23 protein-coding genes, 1 pseudogene and 1 riboswitch are annotated in these 24,449 nt (G+C 63.3%); of the genes and pseudogenes, 3 read left to right on the forward strand and 21 right to left on the reverse strand.

The genetic code is table 11. The features are described from left to right. Positions 1-9: 9 nt before the first annotated feature. Positions 10-363 (forward strand): YciI family protein, encoded by a 354-nt coding sequence (locus tag LPB072_RS23835; RefSeq protein ID WP_066093554.1) that lies wholly within the window; start codon positions 10-12, stop codon positions 361-363. Beyond that, positions 360-1,583, forward strand: a complete 1,224-nt coding sequence (locus tag LPB072_RS06100; RefSeq protein WP_066092768.1) for an RNA polymerase sigma factor — start codon at positions 360-362, stop codon at positions 1,581-1,583. The genes LPB072_RS23835 and LPB072_RS06100 overlap by 4 nt, the downstream gene beginning before the upstream one ends. Positions 1,584-1,650: 67 nt before the next feature. On the opposite strand, the gene LPB072_RS06105 is transcribed toward LPB072_RS06100, so the two are convergent. From LPB072_RS06105 to LPB072_RS06155, 11 genes are all read right to left on the reverse strand, one after another. Further along, positions 1,651-2,658: a zinc-binding alcohol dehydrogenase family protein gene (locus LPB072_RS06105; RefSeq protein ID WP_066093557.1), complete on the reverse strand. Its 1,008-nt coding sequence runs from the start codon at positions 2,656-2,658 to the stop codon at positions 1,651-1,653. An 82-nt stretch (positions 2,659-2,740) separates the two neighbouring features. Further along, a complete protein-coding gene (locus LPB072_RS06110) occupies positions 2,741-4,258 on the reverse strand; it encodes a mannitol dehydrogenase family protein (RefSeq protein ID WP_066093560.1) in 1,518 nt (505 codons plus the stop codon). Further along, a complete protein-coding gene (manD, locus tag LPB072_RS06115; RefSeq protein WP_066092771.1) occupies positions 4,258-5,469 on the reverse strand; it encodes a D-mannonate dehydratase ManD in 1,212 nt (403 codons plus the stop codon). The genes LPB072_RS06110 and manD overlap by 1 nt, the downstream gene beginning before the upstream one ends. A 21-nt stretch (positions 5,470-5,490) precedes the next feature. Next, complete coding sequence (locus LPB072_RS06120; RefSeq protein ID WP_066092774.1) at positions 5,491-7,023, reverse strand: UxaA family hydrolase; 1,533 nt, start codon at positions 7,021-7,023, stop codon at positions 5,491-5,493. Continuing rightward, positions 7,016-7,882, reverse strand: coding sequence for a fumarylacetoacetate hydrolase family protein (locus LPB072_RS06125; RefSeq protein ID WP_066092777.1), 867 nt, complete (start codon positions 7,880-7,882; stop codon positions 7,016-7,018). Before LPB072_RS06125 ends, LPB072_RS06120 begins: the two co-directional genes overlap by 8 nt. Positions 7,883-7,917: 35 nt before the next feature. Continuing rightward, a complete protein-coding gene (locus LPB072_RS06130) occupies positions 7,918-8,673 on the reverse strand; it encodes an SDR family oxidoreductase (protein WP_066092780.1) in 756 nt (251 codons plus the stop codon). A gap of 16 nt (positions 8,674-8,689) precedes the next feature. Then, positions 8,690-10,096 carry a TRAP transporter large permease gene (locus LPB072_RS06135; RefSeq protein ID WP_066092782.1) on the reverse strand — a complete coding sequence of 469 codons (1,407 nt, stop codon included), beginning with the start codon at positions 10,094-10,096 and terminating at the stop codon, positions 8,690-8,692. Between the two features lie 11 nt (positions 10,097-10,107). Then, complete coding sequence (locus LPB072_RS06140; protein WP_066092785.1) at positions 10,108-10,719, reverse strand: TRAP transporter small permease; 612 nt, start codon at positions 10,717-10,719, stop codon at positions 10,108-10,110. Positions 10,720-10,730: 11 nt separating this feature from the next. Next, on the reverse strand, positions 10,731-11,699 hold the full coding sequence (locus tag LPB072_RS06145; protein WP_066092787.1) for a sialic acid TRAP transporter substrate-binding protein SiaP: 969 nt from the start codon (positions 11,697-11,699) through the stop codon (positions 10,731-10,733). Positions 11,700-11,743: 44 nt separating this feature from the next. Continuing rightward, the gene (locus tag LPB072_RS06150) at positions 11,744-12,757 is read right to left on the reverse strand and encodes an L-idonate 5-dehydrogenase (RefSeq protein ID WP_066092790.1); all 1,014 of its coding nucleotides are present in this window, start codon (positions 12,755-12,757) and stop codon (positions 11,744-11,746) included. Then, entirely contained in the window at positions 12,754-13,473 is a 720-nt protein-coding gene (locus LPB072_RS06155) for a FadR/GntR family transcriptional regulator (RefSeq protein ID WP_066092793.1), read from the reverse strand. The genes LPB072_RS06150 and LPB072_RS06155 overlap by 4 nt, the downstream gene beginning before the upstream one ends. Before the next feature lie 226 nt (positions 13,474-13,699). Between LPB072_RS06155 and LPB072_RS06160 the strand changes: the two genes are divergently transcribed. Further along, positions 13,700-14,779, forward strand: a complete 1,080-nt coding sequence (locus LPB072_RS06160) for a PA0069 family radical SAM protein (protein WP_066092796.1) — start codon at positions 13,700-13,702, stop codon at positions 14,777-14,779. Positions 14,780-14,835: 56 nt separating this feature from the next. On the opposite strand, the gene LPB072_RS23840 is transcribed toward LPB072_RS06160, so the two are convergent. The 10 genes and pseudogenes from LPB072_RS23840 to LPB072_RS06205 all read right to left on the reverse strand — a co-directional run bounded on the left by LPB072_RS23840 (position 14,836) and on the right by LPB072_RS06205 (position 24,320). Continuing rightward, positions 14,836-15,006: an oxidoreductase-like domain-containing protein gene (locus LPB072_RS23840; RefSeq protein WP_231943521.1), complete on the reverse strand. Its 171-nt coding sequence runs from the start codon at positions 15,004-15,006 to the stop codon at positions 14,836-14,838. A gap of 93 nt (positions 15,007-15,099) precedes the next feature. Further along, a pseudogene (locus LPB072_RS23845) lies at positions 15,100-15,354 on the reverse strand (DUF1653 domain-containing protein); the annotation flags it as partial. A 26-nt stretch (positions 15,355-15,380) separates the two neighbouring features. Then, positions 15,381-16,292: a universal stress protein gene (locus tag LPB072_RS06170; protein WP_066092802.1), complete on the reverse strand. Its 912-nt coding sequence runs from the start codon at positions 16,290-16,292 to the stop codon at positions 15,381-15,383. Continuing rightward, a complete protein-coding gene (gene thiD, locus LPB072_RS06175; RefSeq protein WP_066092805.1) occupies positions 16,289-17,986 on the reverse strand; it encodes a bifunctional hydroxymethylpyrimidine kinase/phosphomethylpyrimidine kinase in 1,698 nt (565 codons plus the stop codon). The genes LPB072_RS06170 and thiD overlap by 4 nt, the downstream gene beginning before the upstream one ends. A 61-nt stretch (positions 17,987-18,047) precedes the next feature. After that, positions 18,048-18,830, reverse strand: coding sequence for a thiazole synthase (locus LPB072_RS06180; protein WP_066092808.1), 783 nt, complete (start codon positions 18,828-18,830; stop codon positions 18,048-18,050). A 29-nt stretch (positions 18,831-18,859) separates the two neighbouring features. Next, complete coding sequence (gene panD / locus LPB072_RS06185; protein WP_066092810.1) at positions 18,860-19,240, reverse strand: aspartate 1-decarboxylase; 381 nt, start codon at positions 19,238-19,240, stop codon at positions 18,860-18,862. A 59-nt stretch (positions 19,241-19,299) separates the two neighbouring features. Further along, a complete protein-coding gene (gene thiS, locus LPB072_RS06190; protein WP_066092813.1) occupies positions 19,300-19,512 on the reverse strand; it encodes a sulfur carrier protein ThiS in 213 nt (70 codons plus the stop codon). Next, positions 19,505-20,605, reverse strand: a complete 1,101-nt coding sequence (locus LPB072_RS06195; RefSeq protein ID WP_197508913.1) for an FAD-dependent oxidoreductase — start codon at positions 20,603-20,605, stop codon at positions 19,505-19,507. Before LPB072_RS06195 ends, thiS begins: the two co-directional genes overlap by 8 nt. 3 nt (positions 20,606-20,608) lie before the next feature. Beyond that, on the reverse strand, positions 20,609-22,531 hold the full coding sequence (gene thiC, locus LPB072_RS06200) for a phosphomethylpyrimidine synthase ThiC (protein WP_066092816.1): 1,923 nt from the start codon (positions 22,529-22,531) through the stop codon (positions 20,609-20,611). 172 nt (positions 22,532-22,703) lie between these two features. Then, positions 22,704-22,818: riboswitch (TPP riboswitch) on the reverse strand. Between the two features lie 89 nt (positions 22,819-22,907). Beyond that, positions 22,908-24,320, reverse strand: coding sequence for a YihY/virulence factor BrkB family protein (locus LPB072_RS06205; protein WP_066092820.1), 1,413 nt, complete (start codon positions 24,318-24,320; stop codon positions 22,908-22,910). Between the last annotated feature and the right edge of the window lie 129 nt (positions 24,321-24,449).

A 24,449-nucleotide genomic window follows, 5' to 3' on the forward strand; every position in this document is an offset into this window, starting at 1 on the left:
ACATTGACCATGCAATACACGTTCCTGCTTTATTCCAACCCTGCCGATATGGCTCATCTCACACCCGCTGACTGGGCTCGCGAAAAGGAGGTTTACGGAGCCTACATCGGGGCTTTGAAAGAGGCAGGCGTGTTCGTTTCGACCGATTGGCTACAACCGGTTCAAACTGCGACCACACTCAGTCTGGAGAACGGACAGCGGCGCGTGCAAGATGGTCCCTTTGCAGAAACACGCGAATGCCTGGGCGGTTTTTTCGTGGTCGAGGTGCCCCATCTGGATGCGGCCATGGCCTGGGCCGAGAAGTGTCCGGCCATGCGCTACGGCAAGGTGGAGATCCGCGCTTCGGCCATGGGCGCTGCGTGAATCATTCAGGGCTTGGGCCCCGGGAGCGCGCAGCCGAGGTGGCGCGCGCTTCCTATGGCCGATTGCTGGCCATTCTGGCGTCGCGTTGCGGCGATATTGCGGCCGCAGAAGACACCCTGGCCGAGGCGTTCTTGCGTGCGCTGGAAACCTGGCCTGTCAATGGGGTACCGCCCAATCCCGAGGCCTGGCTGATCACGGTGGCACGCAACAAAGGCATCGATGGACTTCGGCAACCATCGCGTTCGATGCGGAGTGCCGTGGAAGAATTGCCCGACATTGCCATTGAAGACGCCGATCCGCAGGCCATTCCCGATCAGCGGCTGGCCCTGATGTTTGTCTGCGCCCATCCAGCGATCGATGCGGGTGTGCACACCCCCCTGATGCTGCAAACCGTGTTGGGTTTTGAGGCGGCGGACATCGGGCGCGCTTTTCTGATCTCCCCTGCGGCAATGGCGCAGCGTCTGGTGCGCGCCAAAAACAAGATTCGCGACAGCGGTATCGTTTTTGAAATACCCGAACGCGCCGAGATGCCCGAGCGCCTTCGATCCGTGCTGGAGGCCGTGTATGGGGCATACGCCATGCACTGGCAAGCAGAAGATGACCCACAGGACATGTCGGGTGAGGCCTTGTTTTTGGCGCGTCTGTTGGCCGGGCTGATGCCGCAGGAGCCGGAGGTTCTGGGTCTGGTGGCCTTGCTCGCTTTCAGCCATGCGCGCCGATCGGCGCGCGCTCATCAAGGCGTTTTTGTGCCGCTTGACCAGCAAGATGTGGCGTTGTGGGACCCCGGGCTCTTGCTGGAGGCTGACGCATGGCTGCGGCGCGCGTCGTTGCTAAAGCGCATAGGGCGTTTCCAGCTGGAGGCCGCCATTCAATCGGTGCATGCGCGGCGGGCGGTCATTGGCCAGACCGACTGGCCGGCGATTTTGCACCTATACGAAGGGCTGTGTCAGGCCTGGCCAACCTTGGGCGCGTCATTGGGGCGGGTTGCGGCTTTGGGACATGTATTGGGTCCACTGGCTGCGCTGAAGGCCCTGGATGCCCTGGGTGGAGAAACAACAATCGGGTTTCAACCCGCCTGTGCAACGAGGGCCCATTGGTTGGCCCAGCTGGGGCGTCTGGATGAAGCCCGTGCAGCGTACGGCCAGGCCATTGCGCTCACAACCCAGCTCGCAGTGCGCAAATGGCTGGAGCAGCAACGTGATGCGCTGGCTTCGTCTTGATCGTTGCGGAAGTGTGATTCAAGCAGCCTTCACGGCATGGCGCAGGCCATGGCCAGGGCTGGATTGTTCAGCATTCAACGATGGCCTTGATCACGCCGGCCTTGGGGTCCAGCAGGTTCTGAAACTGGGTGGGAACATCGGCCAATGCCATTCGGTGGGTGTTCAGTGTCGGCGGTATCAGTCCGGCGCGCATGGCATCGAGTACCGTGTTGAAGTCTTCGTTGGTTGCGTTTCGGCTGCTCATCAGTGTCATCTCGCGCTTGTGGAATTCGGGATCCGAGAAGGTGATGTTGGCGCCCACTATGGAGATCAACACGTAGGTGCCACCGTGGGCGACCAGTTGAAACCCTCGCTCCATGGCTTTGGGGTTGCCGGTTGCATCGAATACCACGTCAAAAAACTCGTTCTCGGTGAGCGTGGCAAGTTGAGCCTCATCTCCCGCACCCAGGCGAACACTGTGGCTCACCTTCAAGGAGCGGGTACAAAAATCAAGCCGGTCCTCCCGGCTGTCCAGTGCCGTGACGACGGCACCGTTGAGCTGCGCAAAGATCATCGCTGCCATGCCAATGGGGCCGGCACCAACGACCAGGATCCGCTGACCCGCGCGTGCTCCGGAGCGCCGCACGGCGTGCGCACCTATGGCCAAAAACTCCACCATGGCCGCCTGGTCCAGCGACACACCCTCTACCTTGTGCACAAACTGCTGGGGCACGCTCAGGAACTCGGTGAATGCGCCATCGCGGTGCACGCCGAGCACCTGGATATTCACGCAGCAGTTGGTTTTTCCCGCTCGGCACGCAATGCACTTGCCGCAAGACAGGTAGGGCATCACATACACCGTATCGCCAGGCTGGAGGCCGCTTCCCGTGGGTGCTGCCTCCACCGTGCCCGAGAGCTCATGGCCCATGACGCGCGGGTAGTTCAAATAGGGTTGATTGCCCGTGAAGATGTGCAGATCGGTTCCACACACGCCAACGCGTTTGACGCGCAGCATCACTTCTCCCTCGGCGCGCTCTGGCACAGGCCGGTCAAGGGCGCGCAGGGTGCCAGGGGTTTCACATACGACGGTCAGCATGAAAGTCTCCTTGAATTCGATTGGTGTGCGGTGCGAGCGGTTCAGCGCCATGGTGGTCGCTGCCGCTGGTCGGGAACGGTGGTCACGCCAGCGGCGCCCCCCGGTTCACGGCCTCCAGGGTCTCGACAACGCCGTGAACCTGCAGTGATGTCAATAGCGGCACCAGCGCAGCCGTCAAAGCGGCGTTGCCCGCGAGGTCGCCAAACACGGGCGCATAGCCCAGCATGGTTTGCACGCTGTTCGGGCTCACACCCAGGGCCAGGGTTTGCTGGTACAGCGTTGTGAGTTCGCTGGCATGGGGATCGTCAATGCGGTAGGACTGACCGAGTTCATCCACGCCGCGCAGGTAGTGCATCCAGGCGGCCAGAGCCAAGGCCATACGGGTGACAGGCAACTGCCTGGCCAGACGATCGCGCACCGTGCCCAGCAGGCGTTGCGGCAACTTTTGCGAACCGTCCATGGCGATCTGGTGTGTCCGGTGGGCCAGGGCTGGGTTGGCGTAACGCGCGAGCAGGTTGGTGCGGTAGCTCACCAGGTCCAGGCCCGGCAAGGCGGGCAGGGTGGGTTCGATTTCGTCGCGCATCAGCGCTTCAATGTGTTCGCGCAAGGGGGCCCGCCCAATCGCCTGGTCCACCGTCTGCCAGCCGGCCATGGCACCCAGATACGCCAGGCTGGAGTGTGTGCCGTTGACCATGCGCAATTTGAGACGCTCAAAGGGTTCCGCATCTTTCACGAAGCGTGCGCCGCCCCGGGTCCAGTCCGGGCGATCAGCAGCAAATTGATCTTCGATGGCCCAGTCAAAGAATGGCTCGCCCATGACTGGCCATGCATCGGCGCTGCCCAGAGCCTGGCTGACTTCAGCGCGGTCGCCATCGGTTGTTTTTGGAACGATGCGATCCACCATGGAGCATGGGAATCGGCAGTCGCTGGCAATGCGATCGGCCAGGGTGGGGTCAGTCTCTGTTGCAAAACGCAGCACGGCGGCGCGCAGCACGCGGCCATTGGCCGGCAGGTTGTCCAGCGACATGAGCGTCAGAGCACCGTGCCCCAGTGCGTACCGCCGTTGCAGGCCATACACGAGCATGCCGATGGCCGAGCGCGGCGCATGGGGGTTGGCCAGGTCGTGAACGGTATCGGGATGGTCCAGACGCAGATCGCCTGTGGCCGGATCGTGGCAGTAGCCTTTTTCCGTGACGGTCAGGCTGACGATGCGGGTGTCTGTGGCGGCGATGGCATCCAGAACCGCTTGCGGGTTTTCAGGTGCCACCAGCAATGTGCGCACCGCCCCAATGACCTGCAAACGCTGGCGCGCCTGGCCCTGGGCATCCGCGTCGCGGATCGCCAGGGTATACAGACCGTCTTGAGGCGCCAGTGCGTCGCGGGTGTCGGACTGGCGCAGCGAAACACCAAGGATGCCCCAGCGCAGGTCGCCGGCGGCGATCGCCGCTTCGGTGGCCGCGGCCATGTGGGCACGCATGAAGGCGCCAATGCCCAGATGAACGATGCCGGTTGCGAGTGCCTTGCGGTCATAGGCCGGGCGGGCTACCGAGTCGGGCAGCGTGCCCAGCGTGTTGTCGTTCAGGCGATGCTCGTCTGTCATCACCAGCTGCACAAGGTGCCGTCGTGTTGCAAGCGGTTCACCGGCAGGTAGGCCCGTTGATAGGGGTACTTGGCTGCCAGCGTTTCGTCGATGGTGACCCCATGGCCGGGTGTTTCACCCGGGTGCATGTAGCCGTCTTTGAAGGTGTAAGCGTGAGGGAAAACCGCATCGGTCTCCTCGGTGTGGCGCATGTACTCCTGGATGCCGAAATTGGGCACCCAGAGGTCGAAGTTGAGTGCTGCGCCCATGCACACCGGCGAGAGGTCGGTGGCGCCATGACAGCCTGTGCGCACCTGGTAGAGCGCGGCGAAGTCGGCGATGCGGCGCAGGTGGGTGATGCCCCCGGCATGCACCACGGTGGCCCGGATGTAGTCGATCAGCTGGTTCTGGATCAGGTCTTTGCAGTCCCAGATGGTGTTGAAAATTTCGCCCACGGCCAGCGGCGTGGTGGTGTGTTGGCGGATCAGGCGGAACGACTCCTGGTTCTCGGCAGGCGTGGTGTCTTCCAGCCAGAACAGGCGGTAGGGCTCAAGGTCTTTGCCCAGACGTCCGGCCTCGATGGGTGTGAGGCGGTGGTGAGCGTCGTGCAGCAGGTGGATGTCAGGGCCAACGGCGGCGCGCACCTTGTCGAACAGTTCGGGGGTATGGCGCAGGTATTTCTCTGTGGACCAGTCGTGTTCGCTGGGCAGATCGGCATCGGCCGGTTCGTAGAACATGGTGCCCCTGCCCACGCCATAGACCTTTTCCAGGCCAGGTACGCCGCTTTGAGCGCGGATGGCTTTGTAGCCCATTTCCTTGTAGCGCAGCACTTCTTCCACTGTGTGGCCAATGTCTTTGCCGTTGGCGTGGCCATAGACCATCACGCCGGTTCGGCTCTTGCCGCCCAGCAACTGGTAAAGCGGCATGTTGGCGGCTTTGGCCTTGATGTCCCAAAGTGCCGTATCGACGCCTGCAATGGCGCTCATGGTGACCGGGCCACGGCGCCAGTAAGCACCTTTGTAGAGGTACTGCCAGATGTCTTCGATCTGTTGCGGATCGCGTCCGATCAGGCAAGGAATGACATGGTCGGTGAGGTAGCTGGCCACGGCCAGTTCGCGGCCGTTCAGCGTGGCATCACCGATGCCGGTCAGACCTTCATCGGTTTCGATTTTCAAGGTGACGAAGTTGCGGCTCGGCGCGCAGACGATGACCTTGGCGGATGTGATTTTCATGGCGTAGTGATTCGTTGGGGTTTACATGACGGCGCCCAGCGCCCAGGGTACAAATTCGTTCTGGCCGTAGCCGTGCTGCTCGCTCTTGGTCTTGCGACCCGAGGCGGCGGCCAGCATGTCAAGGAAAATGCGTTGGCCCAACTGCTCCACGCTCTCGCTGCCGTCGATGACGGTGCCGCAGTTGATGTCCATGTCTTCTTCCTGCTTGGCCCACAGCGCGCTGTTGGTGGCCAGCTTGAGGGAGGGCGAAGGTGCGCAGCCGTAGGCCGAACCGCGCCCGGTGGTGAAGCAAATGAGGTTGGCTCCGCCGGCCACCTGGCCGGTGGCCGACACGGGGTCGTAGCCCGGCGTGTCCATGTAGACAAAGCCATGGGCGGTGATGGGCTGGGCGTATTCGTACACGTCCACCAGGGGCGTGGTGCCGCCCTTGGCAATGGCACCCAGCGACTTTTCGAGGATGGTGGTCAGGCCGCCGGCCTTGTTGCCGGCCGAGGGGTTGTTGTCCATCTCGGCGTGGTGCCTTGCGCAGTAGTCGGTCCACCACTCGAGGCGCGCTTCGAGTTTGTCTGCCACGGCTTGTGATACCGCGCGCTGCAGCAGCAAATGCTCGCCGCCGTAAATCTCCGGGGTCTCGGACAGCACCGCTGTGCCGCCGTGGCGCACCACCAGGTCCACCGCTGCGCCCAGTGCCGGGTTGGCGCTGATGCCAGAGTAGCCATCGGAGCCACCGCATTGCAGGCCCACGATCAGGTGACTGGCCGGGACCGGCTGGCGCACCACCGCATTGGCTTCGGGCAGCAAGGCCTGCACGGCATCGATGCCGCGCGCCACACTCCGGGCGGTACCGCCCGTGTCCTGGATGCTGAAGGTCACCAGCCTGGCACCTTCGCGCAGGCCCTCCTGTGCCAGCAGGCCCTGAATCTGGTTGGTCTCACAGCCCAGGCCCACCACGATCACCGCGGCGAAATTGGCATGCCGTGCATAGCCCGCCAGTGTGCGGCGCAGCACGCGCAGGCCTTCGCCTTCGCTGTCGGTGGCGCAGCCCGCGCCGTGCGTCAATGCCACCACCCCGTCCACGTTGGGGAATGCGGCCAGCGCGTGGGGATGGATGTCGCGGCGGAAGTGGTCAGCGATGGCGCGCGCCACAGTGGCCGAGCAGTTGACGCTGGTCAGCACGCCGATGTAGTTGCGGGTGGCCACCCGGCCATCGGTGCGCACGATGCCGTCAAAGGTGGCCGGCGTGTCTGCGTAGGCCACAGGCCGCACGTCGCCACCCACGGTATGGCCGCGGTCAAAACGGCTGAAGGCCAGGTTGTGGCTGTGCACATGCTGGCCTGGGGCGATGTCGCGCGTGGCGGTGCCAATGATCTGGTTGTAGCGCCGCACCGGCTGGCCCGTCGTTATGGCCCGCACCGCAACCTTGTGACCGGGTGGTACCAGACCGCTGACCGTGATGCCTTCGGACGCGATGGGCGTGCCGCCCAGCAGTTGCTGCCGGGCGATCACAACGTCGTCCGCAGGGTGAATGCGGATCACCGGGCCGATGTCAGCCATCGATGAGCTCCGGGTTCCAGGCGTGCACCGTTTGGCGCTGGGTGCCCAGTCCCTGAATGGACAGCTGCATCACGTCGCCCGGCTTCAGGTAGGTCGCGTGCGGCTTGACTCCCATGCCGACACCGGGGGGCGTTCCGGTGCTGATCAGATCGCCAGGGTAGAGCGTTGTGAAGCGGCTGATGTAGCTCACCAGCTGGGCCACGTTGAACACCATGGTGCGTGTGCTGCCTTTCTGGTGGCGAAAACCATTGACCTCCAGCCACATGTCCAGCTGCTGCGGGTCGGCCACCTCATCGGCGGTGACAATCCAGGGTCCGACCGGTCCAAAGGTGTCGCAGCCTTTGCCTTTGTCCCAGGTGCCACCGCGTTCGAGCTGGTACTCACGCTCAGACACATCGTTGACCACGCAGTAGCCCGCCACATGGCTCAGTGCCTGCTCTTCGCTCACGTAGCGCGCAGTGGTACCGATCACGACCCCGAGTTCGACTTCCCAGTCTGTTTTTACCGAACCCTGTGGAATCACGACAGGGTCGTTGCAGCCGATCATGGTGCTGGTGTGTTTGGTGAACAGCACGGGCTCGGCGGGAATCGCCATGCCGGACTCCGCCGCATGGTCCGCATAGTTCAGACCCACGCAAATGAATTTGCCGCAACCGGCCCAAGGCAGACCAATGCGCGCGTTGTCGGGCAGCAGCGGCAGCGACTCGGGGTCGAGCGCGCGCAGTGTCGCCAGGCTGGCGGGCCGCAGTGCCTTTGCTGTGATGTCAGGCAGCACGGCTGACAGGTCGCGGGCGCGACCAGCCGCGTCGAGCAGGGCGGGTTTTTCGGCGCCCTTGGCGCCAATGCGTAAGATTTTCATGGGGTTTTGCCGGGTTTGGGTAGCGGAAGACGGTGTCAGTTGGACCAGCCACCGTCGATGATCTGGGCGGTGCCGGTGGTGAAGGCCGATTCGTCGCCGGCCAGATAGACCGCCAGCGCGGCGATCTCTTCGGTGCGCCCGAGGCGGCCAATCGGTTGGCGTGCCACAAAAGCCGCCTCCACCTGTTGCAGGGTTTGCCCTGAACTGGCGGCCTGGTTGGCGATGCGATCGCGCAGCGAGGGAGACTCCACCGTGCCGGGGCAGATCGCGTTGCAGCGCACGCCCTGGGCCACGAAGTCGGCGGCCACGGCCTTGGTCATGCCGATCACGGCGGCTTTGGTGGTGCCGTAAATGAAGCGGTTGGGTGCCCCCTTGATGCTCGAAGCCACGGATGCGACGTTGATGATCGAGCCGGATTTCCGCGCCAGCATGCCGGGCAAAAAGGCCCGCATCATGCGGTACATGGCGCGCACGTTCAGGTCCATTGAAAAATCGAAGGCCGCGTCGTCGCAGTCCAGCACCGATCCCGAATCCACGAAGCCCGCCGCGTTGAACAGCACGTCCACCGGGCCGATGCGCTCGGCCAGCGTCTGGATGGCCTGCGCATCGCGCACGTCGAGACGGGTGGTTTCGCAACCGGTCTGAAGGGCCAGCGCGTCCAGCAGTTCCTGGTTGATGTCGGTGGCGATGACTCGCGCACCTTCATTGAGGAAGGCCAGCGCGGTGGCGTGGCCGATACCCTGACCCGCAGCGGTCAGGAGGGCGGTTTTTCCGGCAAGGCGTGGTTTCATGGTGTGTGCTTCCGGGTTATTTGATCAGGCCCAGTTGCTGTGGCAGCCACAGCGTGAGCGCGGGAATGTAGGTGATGGCAATCAAGCCGATGAACAAAGGCACCAGCCAGGGCAGGATCGCCATGGTGGTGCGCTCCACAGACAGCTTGGAGATCCGCGCCAGCACATACAGCACCATGCCCAGGGGCGGAGTCATCAGACCGATCATCAGATTGAGTGTGATCACCAGACCAAACTGGATCGGATCGATGTCGAGCTTGAGCACGATGGGCAGCAGAATCGGGACCAGAATCGTGATCGCGGCAATGGTGTCAATGAAACAGCCCACAAACAGAATCAGCAGATTGGCCATCAGCAGAAAGGTCCATTTGTTGCTGGTGATGGAAAGAATCCAGTCGGCCAGCATCTGTGCGGCCTGTGTGGTGGTCAACAACCAGGCAAAGATGGAAGCGGCGGTGACGATGAACAGCACCGAGGCGGTCGTTTCGATGGTGTCAAAGGTGGCTTTGGCCAGGGTCTTGATGGTCATGGACCGGTAACGCACCAGACCCAGAAAGAGGGCCCAGAGCACGGCGGCCACCGCTGCCTCGGTGGGTGTGAACCAGCCCATGGTCATGCCACCAATCAGAATCACCGGCGCCATCAGCGCGAGCACCGCGGAGAAATTGAACTTCCAGTCCAGCAGCAGCAGCGTACAGAAAGCCAGTCCCGCGGCCCAGTTCACCGACATGCCGGCCAGCACCGCCAGCCACACCGACATGGGCACGGCCAATACGATCAGAATCTCCATCGTGGCATGGCCCAGGCGCCCCCAGTTGAACGCCACGTCGCCGCCCCATCCATTGCGGCGGGCGTAGAACGACACGGTGGCCATCATCAACACCGTCAGGAACAAGCCCGGCAAGATGCCGGCCACGAACAGGGCGCCAATCGAAACATTGGCCATCATTCCGTAGATCACGAACGGCAGAGACGGCGGAATGATGGGCCCCAGGGTGGCCGATGCCGCTGTCACGCCAACCGCAAATTCGGTTGGGTAGCCGTGGTCCTTCATGGCCTTGATTTCGATTGAGCCCAGACCTGCGGCGTCGGCGATGGCCGTGCCCGACATGCCCGAGAACACCACGGAGCCAATGATGTTGACCTGCCCCAGACCACCTTTCATCCAGCCCACCAGCGCGATCGCGAAGTCGTAGATGCGGCCGGTGATGCCGGCGATATTCATCAAATTGCCGGCCAGAATGAAGAAGGGCACCGCCAGCAAAGGAAAAGACTCGATGCCCGAAATCATGCGTTGGGCCACCACGATATCGGGCACGCTGCCGGAGATCAGGATGTAGACAAGCGAGCCGCCCGCCATGGAAACCGCCACCGGCAGGCCCAGCAGCATCAAGCCCAGAAAGGAAAAAATCAGGATAAACATGGGGCTTGTGGTCAGTTGGGATCTTCGTCAAAGAAGTCGGGGTTTTGCAGCGATGAAAAACCTCGGCGCCAGTTCGCCAGCGCCATTTGCAGGCCACGCACCGTCATCAGGGCCAACCCCGCAAACGCCAGCCAATACACGTAGCTCTTGTTCCAGTCGATGGTGGTCATCGGCTCGTTGTTCACGGCCATTGCATAGCGCGCAACCAGCCATGCGACATAGCCATAAAAGACAATTGCCGCGATGTCGACAGCCGTGGACAGGGCCCGCCCTGCCGTTGGTGACAGGTGCTTGTACAAAAGGTTGACCTGTATGTGCCGTGCACGGCGCACACACATGGCCGAGCCCACAAACACGATCGCAATCAGGCAATACACCGCCAGCTCTTCGGTCCATGCATAGGAGTCGTTGAGCACGTAGCGGCTGAAGAACTGAAGAAACACCAGTCCTGCCATGGTCCAGAAGAAGCCCAGGCAAATCCAGTCTTCAACGCTGTAGGGGGAGAGGTCGACCACGTGGTGGTCGGCCTGGGCAAAACTCGCGACCAGCGCTTTCGCGCTGGTCTGAGTTGGCCGGACTCCGCTTGCCCCGACCGATGTCGGGGCAGGACGAGGGTGCGACATGGCGTACCGCCTTATTTGATGGCCTGGATACGTTCCCAGTCTGACTTCTGGTAGCCAAACTGTTCAAACGAAACCGTCTTGAGCACGGTGTCCCTGAACTCGTTGGTGTCCACCGCATTCACGGTCAGGCCTTTGCTGCGAAACACGTCGGCCAGCTTGTCTTCGCGCGCAACAATTTCTCGGGACGCTTTGGCAGCGGCTTCTTGCGTCACTTCGGTGAACATTTGCTTGTCGGCGTCAGACAGCTTTTTCCACAGGCCGCCAGCCACCAGCGTATTGAGGTGGTCCACGATGTGGCCTGTCAGCACAATGTTCTTTTGCACTTCGTAGAACTTCTTGGCCTCGATGGTGGTCAGTGGATTTTCCTGCGCTTCCACAGTGCCGTTTTGCAGCGCGAGATAGACCTCGGCGAAGGCGATGGGAGATGTGTTGGCGCCACAAGCGCGTGGCATGGCCAGGTAGGCGGGAACGTCAGGCACGCGGATTTTCAGGCCCTTCATGTCGGCGCATTTTGTGATGGGGCGGTTGCTGGTGGTGTGCCGGGTGCCGTAGTAGGTGGTGGCCAGAATCTGGTTGCCGCTTTTTTGCTCGTAACCTGCGGTCAGCTCTTTGTAGATGTCGCTCTTGGTGTAGGCCAGCAAGTGGTCGACGTTGCGGAAGGTGTAGGGGTAGTAGGTGACACCAATGCGGGGAAAGGCTTTGGCAGCGAAGCTGGACCCGGAAATGATGATGTCCACCGTGCCCAGCGTCAGGCCCTGGTTGAGATCGTTTTCCTTGCCGAGTTGCGAGGCCGGGTAGACCTCGATGAGGTAACGGCCATTGCTGCGTTTCTTGATCTCTTCGGCTGCCCACACCGATGCGGTGTGAAATGGTTCGGAGGTTTCGTAGACGTGAGCCCACTTCAGCTTGGTTTGTGCGAAGGCCGGTGCTGCGACCACCAGGCCTGCGGCAACTGCAAGGGCTATGCGTTTGAAATTCATGGTTTGTCTCCTCTTGGTGTGAAAAACGGGTTCGCTGCTCGGCCTTATCCGGGGACGAGCTGCACTTTGGTACTTCGGCCTCGGTCCAAAGCCAGATCGAAGGCCGCTTTCGATTGGCTGATCGGTAACTGGGCGCTGATCAGTGGGCGCACATCGGCCCGTCGGCTGCGAATGGCCTGTACGGCCCAGTCAAATTCGATGTCGGCGCGGAAAGCCCCGACGTAGTCCAGTTCGCGCGACATGATGTCGTTGGCGGGGAAGGCAATCTCGGCTGGCAGCGTACCCACCTGGACCACCCGCCCGCCTCGGCGCACCGCAGAGAGGCAGCTGGCCAGCGCTGCGGGGTGACCCGCCGCCTCCAGAGCGACATCCACCCGGCCCGTCCATGCCTGTGCGTCTGGCAGTGCCTCGGTGGCGCCCACCGTCAGCGCCATTGCGCGGGCCCGTTCGCTGGGGTCGCAAACAACCACTCGGGCGGCACCGGCCAGCTGTGCGGCAATGACCGACATGCAGCCGATGGTGCCGGCACCGGTCACCAGCACCGTGGCGCCCAGCACTTCGCCTGCCCGTCGCACAGCATGCAGGCCCACAGACAGCGGCTCGGCACAGGCGATCTCACCCAGGCTCACGTCTTCATCGATGGCGGTGAGCTGGGCTTCATTCATCAAAAAGTGCTCGCGGAAGAAACCGGGAATGTGCGGAAAAATCGCTGCACTGCCCAGGAACACCATCTTCTCGCACAGGTTGCTGCGGCCTGCCCGGCAGGCCCGGCAAACTCCGCAAGGGTGGGCCGGGTTCACAGCCACTTTTTGTCCTGGCTGCACGGTGCTCACGCCGGCACCGATGGCGTCAACCACCCCGGATGCCTCGTGCCCTGGAACAAAGGGTGCGCGGATGGCAAAAATGCCCGCCCGACCGTGTTGGTAGTAGTGCAGGTCGGAGCCGCAGATGCCCCCCGCACCCAGGCGCAGGCGCACCTGGCCCGGGCCTGGCTCCTGCAGGGTCAGCTGTTCCACGCTGAGGGCCAGCGGGCCATTCAAGGTGCAGGCAAGACTCATTTGTGGCTCCGCTGTGTGTCTGTATCGCTTGCACTGGACCATCCGGCAGAGAAACGCTCGTGCGATTGGGCCAGGTGGCCGCTCATGGCGGCCCGGGCCATTTCCGGGTCTTTGGCGGCGATGGCCTTCACCACTACGCGGTGCTCTTCGAGGGCTGATTTCCAGGTGTTTTCCCGTTCAAAGTGGCTGCCCAGGGTGGTAAAGAGCTGGCCGTAACGTTCGTCAAACAACTGGGTGATCACCGCCTGCAAGGCGCTGTTGTCGCTGGCCTGGGCGATGCGGATGTGAAAGGCCCGGTCCCCACGGATGGGCAGTGTGCTCGCTGCAATATCTGCCTCCATGTCGCTCAGGGTTTCCAGCAGATCGGGCACCAGGGCGGCGTCGGTGCTGCGGGCTGCCAGCGCCGCCAGCTCACTTTCAATGAGTTGCCGGGCGCGGATGATTTCCAGCGGGCCATGGGCGTTGTCCAGCAGGCGCACGCCCTCTCTGCCAATCACCACAATGCCCGAGCCCATGCGGACTTCGATCAGGCCTTCAACTTCGAGAGCAATCAGGGCCTCCCTGACCGAAGGGCGAGACACGCCCATTTTGGTGGCCAGATCGCGTTCAGGGGGCAGACGGGAACCCACCGCAAATTCGCCACTCTGGATGAGCTGACGCAGCTGGTCTGCGATTTGGCGGTACAGCCGACGGGGCTCAATGGGTTGGAAAGGCATGCAGGGGGTGTTTGGCTAAAAGGTAAATTGGTAAGGCCAATAGACCGAATTTTGTGTTGAATCACACGGAGCGCTAAGGGGGTTTACCCGCGGTAGCCGAATGGCGGGCATCGGGAGGCGGTGCTGGACCCCAAGCGCATCCCGCCGGGAGATCGCTTGAGATTGACCGGCGCATGACGGCCTGTGTCGATTGAAAACTGTATGAAAAAACAGTATCCTTTGCGGCATGTCAGAAATCTCCATTCCTTTGCGCGCCATCAAAGGACGCGGCGTGGCGTACAGCCAACCGCACCGCTTCAAAAGCGAGGCGCGTGGCGGGTTTGACGACGGATGGGGCACGATCGAAGGGGATGAGGCTGCTGCGCCTGCAACGCGGGTGTGGTTTGAAGACGCCAGCAGCGTCATTACGCGAAATGACTCCCCCGATATCGGTTTCACCCTGGGTCTGAACCCTTACCGGGGATGCGAACACGGTTGTGTGTATTGCTACGCCCGGCCGAGCCACAGCTACCTCAACCTCTCGCCGGGCATTGATTTTGAAACGCAGTTGATTGCCAAACGCAACCTCTCCGAAATTTTGCGCCATGAGATTGCCAGGCCAAGGTACCGGCCCGATGTGCTTGTCATTGGCACGGTCACCGATGCCTACCAGCCCGTCGAACGTGAGCTCCGGTTGACCCGTTCAGCCATCGAGATCCTGAGCGCCGCCAACCACCCGCTGGCCATCGTCACCAAGGGCAGTGGCGTGGAACGCGATATCGATTTGCTGGCACCCATGGGCGAGAAGAACCTGGCAGCGGTCTACGTGACCATCACCACGCTGGATGCCGGGCTTGCCCGCATTCTGGAACCGCGCGCCGCCGCACCACATCGGCGCTTGCGCACCATCCGCACCTTGGCCGAGGCGGGTATCCCGGTGGGCGTGAGCGTGTCGCCTCAAATTCCGTTCATCAACGATGACATGGAACGTGTGCTGGAGGCCGCCTACGAAGCCGGTGCGCGGCGCGCGTTTTACCAGGTGCTGCGTCTGCCTTGGGAGCTCGCACCCATGTTTCGCCAGTGGTTGGCGTTGCACTACCCGGATCGCGCCGAGCGCGTGATGGCGCGTGTGCAAGACATGCGCGGGGGCAAAGACTACGATGCCAACTTCGCGACCCGCATGAAGGGCCAGGGCATCTGGGCCGACCTGTTGCGCCAGCGGTTTGCCAAAACTTGTGACCGCCTGGGCTTCAGCCGCCAGCGCGCCGAGCTCGACACCAGCCAGTTCCAATCGGGCGCGCTGAGCGGCCAGGGCGATCTCTTTTAGGGGTGTTGCCCAATTCCGATTTAAAAAGGAGTCGCAGCCAGCCTTTGGTTAACCGCCTATTCGCTTGGTTCGGTAGGTCCGGTTGGTGGCGCCAGCAGCGCCAGTGCATCCGTACGCCAATGGTGAAGGGCACCATAAAAACCTTCCCACACGCATCCGTTGCATCCCCGCTCGCAGCAGGTGGCGGGCTCGGGGGGCGGAGGGCGCAAGGCGCTGTCCAGCTCCATGCCCCGGCGCGATGCCAGGCCGCGCAGGTGAGCGATCAGGGCCTTGGCTGTGGGCAGGTCGCTCAAAGGCACAGCGGCTGGATCGTGTGGCACGAATCGGGGTTGCAGCTGCCCCTCGAATGTGCTGGTTTGATTGAACATGGCTGCGGGGCGGGCCCACAAACCAAAGCCGCCGTAAAGCGCCCGGTAGAGCGTGAGCCCTTGCAAGGTTTCGCTGCATCGCACCGTGTCAATCACGTCGTACCAACCGCCTTTGTAGTGGCGGTACAACCCTGGGGGTGTTGCACCAAGCGGTGGCAGATCGCAGTCGGTCGGTGCGTTGCTCGTGTCGGGAGGGGCACTGTTCATGTTGTGGGCAAGGGGCGCAATGGTGTTCAGGTGCGGTGGGTGGAAACCAGCACATCGCAGTGTGCTTCGGCCAGCACATGCCGGGTCACACTGCCGAGCAGCAGTTCTTCGGCGGCCTGTCGGCCGTGTTTGCCAATCACGATCAGGTCACATTCCCGCTCCAAGGCCACCCTCAGGACATGGGCGGCCGCATCCCCTTCGGTGAGACTGAGTGTGAAATCCTGGTGCTGCAGGCTGTGGCGATCCACGAGCGCGTTGAGGTGGTCGCGGGCACCCTGGCGGGCACGCTCCCGGTAGTGGCTCAGGGTGTCGTCGTCGACGCCGGCGAAACGCAGCTTCTCTTCGAAGGGTATGGAGAAGCTGTGCATGAGCACCAGATGAGCGCCAGGTGCCATCGCGCGGGCCAATGGAATGGCGATTTCCGACCAGGGGGAGAAGTCCATGGGCAGCAATACGCGCCGGTAATCGCCTTCTGGCTCGCTTCGCACCACCAGCAGGGGCCTGTCCGCCTTGCTCAGCAGGCGCTCGGCAGTGGTTCCGATCAACAGGTGGTGCAGGGGGTTGTCACCGCGCGCGCCCACCACAAGCAGATCGGCTGGCCATTCGCGTGCCGCCTCGGTGATCATTTGAACCGGGGGGCCATCGGTGAGACGGGTCTCGATTGGCGCCATGCTGCCGGCGCTCTCTTGCAGCTGGCTGGCCTGCGCTTTGAGTGCAGCCTTGGCTTGCTGGTGCACACGCTCTTGCCAGGGCTGACCCGGCACCATCCAGGCACGCAAGTCCTCCAGCAGGTTGTTGTTCATCACATGTTGCAAGCGCAGCTGTCCCTGGCTCTGTCGGGCAATCTGCGCGGCCCGCTGTCCAGCCAGGGTGGAGGCGGCTGAGAAGTCGGTGGCAATGAGCAGGCGTTGTGGCGTTGACGGGGGCATCGGTGTCATGACGGCTCCTTCTGTGTCTCCGGGTTTGAGCATGGGGGCGTTTGCATGCATTCTACGAAGGGCGTTTCTGGCGTAGAGCCGTTGCGGCGGTTTCGATCGCTGTGCGCTGAGCCTGGTTGGGCTGGATGGCACGACAAGCTTGGGTGGGGCCAACCGCGGGCCGGCGCATCTCTCCGGGGCGTCTGCCCGGTCTGGCCCGCCTGCCAGGCAACAAGCCAGCCGGGCAAGGCCAGGGCTGGATCGTCACCCAGCCCCCGTACCACGCATCCACCGCCTGCACCGGTGCCGGCCACGGCCTTCAACAGACCGGGGCCAAGGATGCCGCCAATGCCCACCACCGGCGCTGGTGACATGTGCACCCACCAGGCGAGGTTGTCCAGTCCCTGGGGCTCCCAGGGCATCTCTTTGGTGGTGGTCGGCCAGATCGGGCCGCAGGCAATGTAGTCGGGCGTCAGTGCCGCTGCCCGACACAGTTCCCACACGCTGTGAGAGCTCAGGCCCAGCCGAACCCCCTTGGCGCGGGCTTGCTGCAATCGCAGGCGGTCTGAGGCTGAGAGTGCCAGGAGGTCTTCCTGACCCAGGTGCAAAGCCCGTGCCCCGGCGTCGAGCGCCGTTTGCCAGTGGTCGTTGATAAAGAGGGTGACGCCGGTGGCATCGGCGGCGGTTTGGCAGCGCTGGATGCTGTCGTTCAACAGGGCTTGCCAGTGGTCATCGGCCGCGAGGGCGGGGCGCTTCATGCGCAGTTGCAAGGTGGTGACCGTGGGGCTGGCGCGCAGCACTGCGTGCGCGCGCTCGGCGCTGTCCACGATGGCGTAGAGGCCCGGGTCCGGGGCCCGTTGGCGCGTGACCCAATGGGTGGGCGCCTGCTCATCAAGCGACAGTCGGGGCAGCAAGTCGGGCGATTGTTCGAAACCGCTGAGGGCGCAGACCGGCCCGGCGCCCTGACCGATGGCACGCGCGTGGCGCAGCGCGTGTGCGGTGGCCATTTTGGCGAACACGGCTGCATCGGCGCCCACAAAGCCGCGCGCGATGGCTGCCGCCAGCGTGCTGGCAAAGGTGCAGCCGGTGCCGTGGTGGTGCGGGGTGTTCACCCGCTGCAGCGAGAGCCAGCCCTGGGCGTGGGGCGAGTGCAACCAGTCTAGGGCGAGGGTGTTGTTGGCGTCGCCTCCGGTGATGCAGACGGTGGCGGGGCCCAGCGCTTGCAAGGCGCGGGCCATGGCGGGCACATTGCCCGGCCTTGCGTTGCCGAGCAGGGCCTGGGCTTCCCGTTGGTTGGGCGTGAGCACATTGGCACGCGGCAGCAAGTCTTCGCGGTAGGCCCGCAGCAATGCCTCATCGGCAAACGTAGCGCCGGTGCTGGCGCGCAGCACCGGATCGATCACCAGTTGTACGGGGCCTTGCAGGCGCAGGCGGTCGATCCAGCGCGCAACCACTTGTGCGTTGGCCGCACTGCCAAGCAGGCCGGTTTTGACCACGCGCGGAGGCATGTCACTGGCGAGAGAAGCCAGTTGCGCATCCAGCAGATCGGGTGAGACGGCTTGCACCTCATTCACCGTCACCGTGTTTTGTGCCGTGACCGCGGCCACGGCGGTGCACAGGTGCACACCGCAAGCGTCGGCAGCGCGCTGGTCTGCCGCCAGCCCCGCGCCACCGCCGCTGTCGGTGCCGGCGATGCTCCAGATGATGGGGGTCATGTCGCGCGTCCTTCCTGTAAACAGGGCCATTGATGCCGTGATGTGGCGCTGAGGTGTTTTGTCAATCGATTAAAAACGGCTGACCTGTTACCGGCGTTGATGCCACGGCCATGTCTTGCGGCGCCATCACGCCGGCTTCAAAGGCCGTGCGACCGGCATCGATGGCAAGGCAGAAACCTCGGGCCATGCGAACAGGATCCACGGCCTGCGATACCGCCGAGTTCAACAGCACGGCGTCAAAGCCCAGCTCCATCGCCTGGGCGGCGTGCGAAGGCGCACCGATACCGGCATCCACGATCATCGCAACGCCGGGCAGGCGAGCGCGCAGCGTGCGCAGCGCAAACGGATTGATGAGCCCCTGGCCAGAGCCGATGGGCGCGCCCCAGGGCATCAGCACTTCACAGCCCGCGTCGAGCAGCCGCTGGCAGGTCACCAGATCGTCGGTGCAATAGGGGAAGACGGCAAAGCCGTCCTTGATCAATTGAGCGGCAGCCTCCACCGTGCCCCATGGGTCGGGTTGCAGGGTGTGTTCGTCACCGACCACTTCAAGCTTGAGCCAGCGTGTGCCATAGAGCTCACGCGCCATGTGGGCCAGCGCAATCGCTTCGCGAGCGGTTCGGCAACCGGCCGTATTGGGCAGCAGGCGAACACCCTGTTTCAGGATGGCGCCCACAAATCCGTTGTCGCCGGCTGCAGCCAGGGTGCGCTTGAGCCCCACAGTGACCACCTGTGCACCCGATGCCTGGATGGAGTCGGACAACACCTGTGGCGACGGGTAGCCTGCGCTGCCCAGCAACAGCCGGTTGTTGAGCGCGGTGCCATAGACGGTCAGTGGTGGGGACATGGGTGAAGCTCCTGGGAATGTCCTGTTGCTTACAGGTTTTGAACGGGCACGTGGTCGCGGGAACCCGTGGCGCGGTTGTGAACGTCCACAAAAACCAGCTGAGGTTTGTGTGCTGCGACCTGGTCTTCGTGCACCTGCGCGAAGGCCGCGATGATCAACAGATCCCCGACCGAGGCACGGCGCGCGGCCGATCCGTTGACCGAGATCATTCCAGTGCCGCGCTCGCCTTTGATGGCATAGGTCACGAAACGCTCGCCGTTGTTGATGTTCCAGATGTGCACCTGTTCGTTTTCAACGATGTTGGCGGCATCGAGCAGGTCTTCATCGATGGCACATGAGCCTTCGTAGTGCAACTCGCATTGCGTGGCGGCGACGCGGTGAATCTTGGACTTGAGCAGGGTTCGGAACATGGGTTCTCCTGGGTGAGGGTTGGTGGCTTGTGAAGAAAGCGGTTGATTCTGACGGCACGTCAGCCACCCTCGATGGCTTTGAAGACATGGAGCGAGTCGCCCGGCTTCAACAGCGTGTGTTCGCGCTGGGCACGTGGCAAAAAATGGCCATTGAGCGCGGTGGCCACGCTGTTGGGGGGGGTGCCGAGGTTTTCAAGCAATTGGGCGACCTGCAGCCCGACGTGCCAGGGCCGGTGTTCGCCGTTGACCAGGATGGTCGGAACTTCAGACATGCGCGGGCTCCAGATCCAGGCTTTGCAGAGCGTCTTCCACCAGGGCCGGGGCGAGCAGCCAGCCATGCCGAAACAGGCCGTTGATGCGCAAAAGGCCAGGCGCATGGATAGCCTGGGGCGCGTTGTCGGGCAGGGCGGGTCGCAGGTTGGCCTCCATGTGAACAATGCGTGCTTCGGCCAGTTCGGGCAGCACGCTGTGCGCCGCTGCCATCAATTCCACGGCGCTGCGCAGGCTCACTGGCGAACGGTCTTCGCTCTCGATTTCGCTGGCGCCTACCACGAAGAGATCGCCCGGTCTGGGCACGATGTAAACCCGGTGGCGCGGGTGGAGAAGCCTTACCGGGCGCTGGAGCCGAACGCCAGGGGCATGCAGCCAGACCACTTCCCCGCGCACGCCGCGCAAGGGCAGATCGGGCTTGGCGCCCAAGCCGCGCGCATCGATCACCAGATCAAACTGCACGGGACCTTCGCCTGCGAGGTGCAACACACCGGCGTCGACGCGTTCGACGCGTTCGCCCCAACACCACCAGACGCCGGGGGCATGGGTGCACAGCGCCGTCAGCATGGCGCGAGGCATCACCTGGGCCTCGCCGGGCAAGAGCCAGGCATTGAGATCGGGCGCGAGGGCGGGCTCCAGCGCGCACAGGTGGGCGCGGTCCAACGCCTGGGGCGCAGGCATGTGCTGCGTCAACGCGGGGTCGACTTTCAGCCGGTTGAGCACGCGGTGCGCGGCGCCGAGATCGCTGCCGCGTGCGAGCAGCAAGCTGCCCTCTTGCTGGAACAGAGGTTCGTTGGCGCCCTCGCTTTTCAATTGCCCGGCCACCTCGCGCCACAGCGCCAGCGAGCGCCAGCCCAAAACCGCAATCTCTGGACCTGCATTGTCCAGCTCGGCCAATGGGCTCAGCATGCCGGCGGCAGTGAACCCCGCCGCACAAGCCGATGACGGTACGCCGAGCATGCCGGTGGCCGGTGCCTGCGGGCCAGACGCCGGGTCGAACACGGTGACCGCATGGCCGGCGCGCGAAAGGCGCCAGGCCAGGAGCCGGCCCAGCACGCCCGCACCGGCGATGCCCACCCTCAGTTGCTTGGCCATGGCTCAGACCCGGGGCTTGAGCGAACCGGTGAGCTCGGAAACGGGCACGTAAAACGCACCGCCGACCGCCTTGAACTCCGCGCTCTTTTGCGCCATGCCTTCTTTCAATGCCTCGGATTCGCTAACGCCCCTGGCGGCGGCGTAGTCGCGCACGTCCTGCGTGATCTTCATCGAGCAGAATTTGGGCCCGCACATGGAGCAGAAGTGGGCTTCTTTGCTGGAGTCTTTTGGCAGGGTTTCGTCGTGGAATGCCTCTGCGGTCTGCGGATCGAGGCCAAGCGCAAACTGGTCGCGCCAGCGGAACTCGAAGCGGGCTTTGCTCATGGCGTCGTCGCGGGCGCGGGCGCCGGGGTGGCCTTTGGCAATGTCGGCCGCGTGGGCCGCGATCTTGTACGCAATGATGCCTTGCTTCACATCGTCGCGGTCGGGCAGGCCCAGGTGCTCCTTGGGGGTTACATAGCAGAGCATGGCCGTGCCCATCCAGCCGATCATGGCCGCGCCGATGGCCGAGGCAATGTGGTCGTAGCCGGGTGCGATGTCGATGGTCAGCGGGCCGAGCGTATAGAACGGCGCTTCGTGGCAGTGCTTCAACTGCTCGTCCATGTTGGCCTGGATCAGATGCATGGGCACGTGGCCGGGGCCTTCGATCATGGTCTGCACGTCGTGTTTCCAGGCCACTTGTGTGAGCTCGCCCAGTGTCTTGAGCTCGGCGAACTGCGCTTCGTCGTTGGCGTCGGCTGCGCAGCCGGGGCGCAGGCCATCGCCGAGCGAGAAGCTCACGTCGTAGGCCTTCATGATGTCGCAGATCTCTTCGAAATGCGTGTGCAGGAAGTTTTCCTTGTGGTGCGTGATGCACCACTTGGCGAGGATGCTGCCGCCACGCGAGACGATGCCGGTACGGCGCTGCGCGGTGAGGTGGATGAAGGCCAGGCGCACGCCGGCGTGGATGGTGAAGTAGTCCACGCCTTGTTCGGCCTGCTCGATGAGGGTGTCGCGGTAGATTGCCCAGGTGAGGTCTTCGGCCACACCGCCCACTTTCTCCAGTGCCTGGTAGATCGGCACCGTGCCGATCGGCACGGACGAGTTGCGCACGATCCAGTCGCGCGTGGTGTGGATGTTGCGGCCGGTGGACAGGTCCATCACGTTGTCGGCGCCCCAGCGCGTGGCCCACACCAGCTTGTCGACTTCCTCTTCGATGGATGATGTCACAGCCGAGTTGCCGATGTTGGCGTTGATCTTCACGCCGAAGTTGCGCCCGATGGCCATGGGCTCCACCTCGGGGTGGTTGATGTTGGCCGGGATGATGGCGCGCCCGCGAGCGACTTCGTCGCGCACGAACTCGGGCGTGATGATCCGGGGGATGCTGGCTCCCATGGCGTTGCCGCTCAAGCGCGCTTCACGCACCGGATCGTTCAGGTATTCGGACATCCACTCGCGCTTGCCGTTCTCACGAATGGCCACGTATTCCATTTCAGGCGTCACGATGCCTTTGCGGGCGTAGTGCATCTGGCTCACGTTCTGGCCTGACTTGGCTCGGCGCGGCGTGCGCTGCAGGCCCGCGGCCTCGGCGCGCAACGCCTGGATGCGTTCGATGGTGGTGTTGTTGTGCTCGGCCTCGTTCTTCACGCCGTCGTCCAGCGCGGCGCGCTGGCGGCCCTCGTAGCGTTCGGTGTCGCCGCGGGCATCGAGCCAGGGACCACGCAGATCGGCCAAGCCACGGCGGATGTCGATCTCGGCTGCCGGGTCGCTGTAGGGGCCAGAGGTGTCGTAGACCGTGACTTTTTCGCCGTTGCTCAGCGCGATTTCCCGCATGGGCACTCGCACGCCAGGCAGTTGGCCAGGCACATACACCTTGCGCGATGCGGGAAACGGTTCGCGGCTGAGGGCGAACTGGTCTGCAAACGGGATTTTTTCGGGGGCATTCATGGCGGCGGTCTCCTGCGTGTGGGCTTGAATAAAGAAACATTTCAAGCTCCGGAGACCGCCCGTCAGCACCTGCGCCCGGAGTAACCGACCCCAAAAAGAGTTCGCCGTTCGGACTCTGGGGCGGTGGTTGATGGCGTGGAAATCACGTCAACAAACCAACCGGTGTGCAAGCCCTGGAGGGCTGCGCTCTTCTTTCGCTGGTACTAGCCAGATCAAGTTCACGGGTTTGGTTCTTCAACCATCTCAGCGCCGGGCCTATGCAGGCCCGTGCACCCCGGAGCAGCCTGCAGTATAGCCAGAGGACCGGCGTGTGGGTGGATCAGGCCATCAAGCGGCGGGGCAAAGCGGCAACAGCCCGGTGCGCCCGAGCGGTGCTTCAGGCGTCTGTGTTGTCTGCCGGCCGTGAAGCCGCATGGGTCGAGGCAGCCGCTTTCATTGAGGCCAGATCGTGCATGGTGATGTGGCCAACCGAGGCATCGACCGCTTCTTGCGCCTGCTGAATCAGGTCATTGACCGATTTGGCTGCAGGCAAGGCGCTGGGCAAAAAGAAACCGGACTCACCCGCGGCCCTGATCGTATCCAGCACCTGGGACACGCTGATCAACGAGGGGGCGCGTGCAGGCAGGAAGAGCGGGGGTGTCTGTGCTGTCTGCACGAGCAGTTCGTGCTCTTCCAGCGCCTGCAGCACGACGCTCAAAACATGGGAGGGCACGCCAAGCGACCGGGTGAAGTCGGCGTGGGACGGCCCGGCTTCTCCTGCGAGAAATCGCTGAGAAGCCAGGTGCATGGCCGACAAGGCCAGCCGCTCGCGCACCCGGTTGCTCAGCCGAGGTTCGCCTGCGCTGAGATACAGGTACTCCGGGTGCTGCACGTAAAACGCCACGCTCGCGCCAAACAACAACACCAGCCAGCTCACATAAAGCCAGATCATGAACAGCACAAGAATCGCAAAGCCCGAATAGATGGCGGCATATTGCCCGGACGATGCCACAAAGGTGGCAAACAGCCAGCCAGCTGTCTGCCAGACGATGCCGCCCACCACGCCACCCACCACGGCCGGCAGCAATCGAACCTTGGCGTTGGGCAGCAACAAATAGACAAAGGTGAAGGCCGCGATCACCAGGATGTAGGGTGTGAGTGTGGCCAGGGTCTGTGAAGCCAGCTCCATCAGTTCCACCGACAAAACCTGGCGCAGCACTTCGGCGTTCATCATCGAGCCGGTGATGCCCAGCGCGGCGAACACCAGCAGGGGGCCCACCAACAAGACGCTCAGGTACCGGCTGAAGCGCTCACCCAGGCTGCGCGCCTGAGCGACATGCCAGATGTAGTTGAGCGACTCTTCGATTTTCTGCATCAGCGAAATCGCCGTGTACAGAAGCAGGGCCAAACCCACCGCGCCCAGAACGCCCACATTCATCTGTTCGATGAACCCGCCGATCTGTGCCGCCACAACGGTGCCTTGTTCTCCAAGCGGCGTGAGCAGGTTGACCAGCATGGGTTGCACCTGGTTGTGCACGCCAAACGCCTTGAGCACTGAAAAGCTCAGTGCCAGCAGTGGCACGATGGACAGGAGCGTCGTGTAGACCAGGCTCATGGCGCGCAAGGTGAGCTGGCCAAATGCCAGGTCGCGTCCGAGAATGGTCAGTGTGCGTATCAGGCGCAACCCCGCTGCGACCCAGATAGATTGGGATCCATATGGCGCGCCCCAGACCAGCTTGTCCAGTCGTTCGATCAACCCGATCTTGGGCTGTGTACTGGAAGTGTTGTCTGGGGTTGGGTTCTGCGCCATGAGGCATCCTAGCAGTGGCCTTGCAGAAAAGTGCAGCGTCAGCAGACGCAACTCAGCCAGGTGGATCGCTGATGGGCCGGTTTGGCGGTCCGCAAAACGCGATGGGCTGCTGTGGATGCAAAGCGAGTG

Origin of the sequence: Hydrogenophaga crassostreae (genome assembly GCF_001761385.1) — a bacterium.
Lineage (GTDB): Bacteria > Pseudomonadota > Gammaproteobacteria > Burkholderiales > Burkholderiaceae_C > Hydrogenophaga > Hydrogenophaga crassostreae.

What these genes read in the sequence shown, in the direction of transcription:
- LPB072_RS06125 (WP_066092777.1), bottom strand. Translation starts at nt 7,882, where the DNA reads ATGAAAATCTTACGCATTGGCGCCAAGGGCGCCGAAAAACCCGCCCTG.
- LPB072_RS06140 (WP_066092785.1), bottom strand. Translation starts at nt 10,719, where the DNA reads ATGTCGCACCCTCGTCCTGCCCCGACATCGGTCGGGGCAAGCGGAGTC.
- LPB072_RS06155 (WP_066092793.1), bottom strand. Translation starts at nt 13,473, where the DNA reads ATGCCTTTCCAACCCATTGAGCCCCGTCGGCTGTACCGCCAAATCGCA.
- LPB072_RS06110 (WP_066093560.1), bottom strand. Translation starts at nt 4,258, where the DNA reads ATGACAGACGAGCATCGCCTGAACGACAACACGCTGGGCACGCTGCCC.
- LPB072_RS06170 (WP_066092802.1), bottom strand. Translation starts at nt 16,292, where the DNA reads ATGACACCGATGCCCCCGTCAACGCCACAACGCCTGCTCATTGCCACC.
- thiC (WP_066092816.1), bottom strand. Translation starts at nt 22,531, where the DNA reads ATGAATGCCCCCGAAAAAATCCCGTTTGCAGACCAGTTCGCCCTCAGC.
- LPB072_RS06135 (WP_066092782.1), bottom strand. Translation starts at nt 10,096, where the DNA reads ATGTTTATCCTGATTTTTTCCTTTCTGGGCTTGATGCTGCTGGGCCTG.
- LPB072_RS23840 (WP_231943521.1), bottom strand. Translation starts at nt 15,006, where the DNA reads ATGGAGCTGGACAGCGCCTTGCGCCCTCCGCCCCCCGAGCCCGCCACC.
- LPB072_RS06205 (WP_066092820.1), bottom strand. Translation starts at nt 24,320, where the DNA reads ATGGCGCAGAACCCAACCCCAGACAACACTTCCAGTACACAGCCCAAG.
- LPB072_RS06195 (WP_197508913.1), bottom strand. Translation starts at nt 20,605, where the DNA reads ATGGCCAAGCAACTGAGGGTGGGCATCGCCGGTGCGGGCGTGCTGGGC.
- panD (WP_066092810.1), bottom strand. Translation starts at nt 19,240, where the DNA reads ATGTTCCGAACCCTGCTCAAGTCCAAGATTCACCGCGTCGCCGCCACG.
- LPB072_RS06105 (WP_066093557.1), bottom strand. Translation starts at nt 2,658, where the DNA reads ATGCTGACCGTCGTATGTGAAACCCCTGGCACCCTGCGCGCCCTTGAC.
- LPB072_RS06120 (WP_066092774.1), bottom strand. Translation starts at nt 7,023, where the DNA reads ATGGCTGACATCGGCCCGGTGATCCGCATTCACCCTGCGGACGACGTT.
- LPB072_RS23835 (WP_066093554.1), top strand. Translation starts at nt 10, where the DNA reads ATGCAATACACGTTCCTGCTTTATTCCAACCCTGCCGATATGGCTCAT.
- thiS (WP_066092813.1), bottom strand. Translation starts at nt 19,512, where the DNA reads ATGTCTGAAGTTCCGACCATCCTGGTCAACGGCGAACACCGGCCCTGG.
- LPB072_RS06130 (WP_066092780.1), bottom strand. Translation starts at nt 8,673, where the DNA reads ATGAAACCACGCCTTGCCGGAAAAACCGCCCTCCTGACCGCTGCGGGT.
- manD (WP_066092771.1), bottom strand. Translation starts at nt 5,469, where the DNA reads ATGAAAATCACATCCGCCAAGGTCATCGTCTGCGCGCCGAGCCGCAAC.
- LPB072_RS06180 (WP_066092808.1), bottom strand. Translation starts at nt 18,830, where the DNA reads ATGTCCCCACCACTGACCGTCTATGGCACCGCGCTCAACAACCGGCTG.
- LPB072_RS06160 (WP_066092796.1), top strand. Translation starts at nt 13,700, where the DNA reads ATGTCAGAAATCTCCATTCCTTTGCGCGCCATCAAAGGACGCGGCGTG.
- LPB072_RS06145 (WP_066092787.1), bottom strand. Translation starts at nt 11,699, where the DNA reads ATGAATTTCAAACGCATAGCCCTTGCAGTTGCCGCAGGCCTGGTGGTC.
- LPB072_RS06150 (WP_066092790.1), bottom strand. Translation starts at nt 12,757, where the DNA reads ATGAGTCTTGCCTGCACCTTGAATGGCCCGCTGGCCCTCAGCGTGGAA.
- thiD (WP_066092805.1), bottom strand. Translation starts at nt 17,986, where the DNA reads ATGACCCCCATCATCTGGAGCATCGCCGGCACCGACAGCGGCGGTGGC.